At 70.9% G+C, this 2,309-nt stretch carries 3 protein-coding genes; all 3 read left to right on the top strand.

Annotated elements, in window-relative coordinates; genetic code table 11:
• Positions 1 to 144 precede the first annotated feature (144 nt).
• Genes PLL68_RS11255 through PLL68_RS11245 form a run of 3 tightly spaced genes read left to right on the top strand, consistent with a single transcriptional unit; the run spans position 145 to position 2,259 of the window.
• Entirely contained in the window at positions 145 to 558 is a 414-nt protein-coding gene (locus PLL68_RS11255; protein WP_324534124.1) for a rhodanese-like domain-containing protein, read from the top strand.
• The gene (locus PLL68_RS11250; RefSeq protein ID WP_324534122.1) at positions 555 to 1,772 is read left to right on the top strand and encodes an O-succinylhomoserine sulfhydrylase; all 1,218 of its coding nucleotides are present in this window, start codon (positions 555 to 557) and stop codon (positions 1,770 to 1,772) included. The genes PLL68_RS11255 and PLL68_RS11250 overlap by 4 nt, the downstream gene beginning before the upstream one ends.
• Positions 1,773 to 1,794: 22 nt before the next feature.
• Positions 1,795 to 2,259, top strand: a complete 465-nt coding sequence (locus tag PLL68_RS11245) for an SRPBCC family protein (RefSeq protein ID WP_324534120.1) — start codon at positions 1,795 to 1,797, stop codon at positions 2,257 to 2,259.
• Positions 2,260 to 2,309: the final 50 nt, after the last annotated feature.

The following is a 2,309-nucleotide window of genomic DNA, read 5'->3' as shown; positions in this document are numbered from 1 at the left end:
CGAGCGGCAGGACCGCCTTGCCGTCGCGCCGGGGTCGCTGGCCGGGGTCGAGGTCTGGGGTGAGCGGCGGGTCTCCGTGGCGTTCACCAACCGCACCTGAGACACGGTGTCGAGGGGGGTGGCACCCCGCCTACGCTGAAGGGCATGAGCTACGCAGGTGATGTCACACCCGAGCAGGCCCACGCAGCGGTGACCGGTCCCGAGGGGGCCATGCTCGTCGATGTCCGGACCCGGGCCGAGTGGTCGTTCGTCGGCGTGCCGGTGATCGACGGCGCTGCGGATGCCGTGGCGTTCGTCGAGTGGTCGACGTTCCCCGCCGGCACGGTGAACGAGCGCTTCGTCGACGAGGTCGTCGCGGCCGGGCTCACCCCGGGACGCCCGGTGTACCTGCTCTGCCGCTCGGGCGTGCGATCCAAGGCGGCGGCGGACGCCCTGACCGCGGCCGGCCTGGGCCCTGCGTACAACATCCTCGACGGGTTCGAGGGCGGCCACGACGCCGACGGGCACCGCACGGTGTCGGGGTGGAAGAACGCCGGCCTGCCGTGGCGCCAGGGATGAACGACCCCGTGGCGCACTGGCACCCACGGACGCGCGCTGTGCGCGGTGGGCTGAGCCGGAGCGGGTTCGACGAGACGGCCGAGGCGCTCTACCTGACCTCGGGCTTCGTCTACGAGTCGGCCGAGCAGGCCGAAGCCGCGTTCAAGGACGAGGTCGAGCACTACATCTACAGCCGTTACGGCAACCCCACCGTCTCGACCTTCGAGGAGCGGATGCGCCAGCTCGAGGGCGCGGAAGCGTGTTTCGCGACGGCCTCGGGGATGGCGGCCGTGTTCACGGCGATGGCGGCCCTGTGCGGGGCGGGGGACCGGGTGGTGGCGTCCCGAGCGCTGTTCGGGTCGTGCTTCGTCATCCTCGACGAGATCCTGCCGCGGTGGGGTGTCGAGACGGTCTTCGTCGACGGCGCTGACCTCGACCAGTGGCGCGAGGCGCTGTCGGTGCCGACGACGGCAGTCTTCTTCGAGACGCCGAGCAACCCGATGATGGAGCTCGTCGACATCGCGGCCGTCTCCGAGCTGGCGCACGCCGTCGGGGCCACCGTCGTCGTCGACAACGTCTTCGGCACCCCGGTGTTCTCGCACCCGTTGGAGCACGGCGCCGACGTCGTCATCTACTCGACGACCAAGCACATCGACGGCCAGGGGCGCGCCCTCGGCGGTGCGATCCTCGGGACGGCCGAGTTCGTCAACGGACCGGTGAAGAACCTCATGCGGCACACCGGGCCGGCCATGTCGCCGTTCAACGCATGGGTCATGACCAAGGGGCTCGAGACCCTCGGCCTGCGGGTGCGGGCGATGGCGGAGTCGGCGCTGACGGTGGCGCAGACCCTCGAGGAGTGGCAGCACGCCGGTCGGGGCATCACCCGGGTGGTCTACCCGCACCTGGCGAGCCACCCCCAGCACGAGCTGGCAGTGCGCCAGCTCCAGGGCGGGGGCGGCACCGTCGTGACGTTCGACGTCGCAGGCGGCAAGGCGGCGGCGTTCGCCTTCATGAACGCCCTCAGCCTGGTCGACATCTCGAACAACCTCGGGGACTCGAAGTCGCTGACCACCCACCCGGCCACGACCACCCACCGCCGCCTCGCCCCCGAGGCCCGGGCGGCGGTCGGCATCACCGACGGCACCATCCGGGTGTCCATCGGTCTCGAGGACGTGCGAGACCTCATCGCCGACCTCGACACGGCACTGGCGGCAGCCGATGCCGTGAGCGTCTGACGCGCCTGTTAGCGTCGCCGGTATGAGTGATGTCCTGTCCGTCCAGCGCCTGATCCCCTCACCTCCCGAGCCGATCTTCGACCTGCTCGTCGACCCGGCCGGTCACTCGGAGATCGACGGTGGCGGCACCGTCAAGGGGGCCCGCAGCGGCGGGCGTCGGCTCGTGCTCGGCGACCGCTTCGGCATGGACATGAAGCTCGGCGTGGCCTACTCGACGCGCAACACCGTCATCGAGCTCGAGGAGAACCGGCGGATCGCCTGGCAGACGACGGCATCCGGCCCGGCCGGGGCGATGCTGGGCGGGCGCATCTGGCGCTACGTGCTCGAGCCGGTCGAGGGCGGCACGCTCGTCACGGAGTCCTGGGACCTGACCCAGGAGCGGGTCACGAGCAAGTTCGTCGTCAAGGCGACGATGACCAACGCCACCAAGCGCAACATGGAGCGCACGCTGGCTCGCATCGAGGAGCTCGTGACCTCGGTCGGGTGACCGTCCTCAGCTGAGGTCGGCGGCGAGCTGGCGTTCCTGCGCCACCCCTG

The organism is Ornithinibacter sp. (genome assembly GCF_035443565.1).
Lineage (GTDB): Bacteria > Actinomycetota > Actinomycetes > Actinomycetales > Dermatophilaceae > Fodinibacter.
The sequence above is the reverse complement of the archived record's forward strand: the minus strand, read 5'-3'. Positions and strand labels throughout refer to the sequence as shown.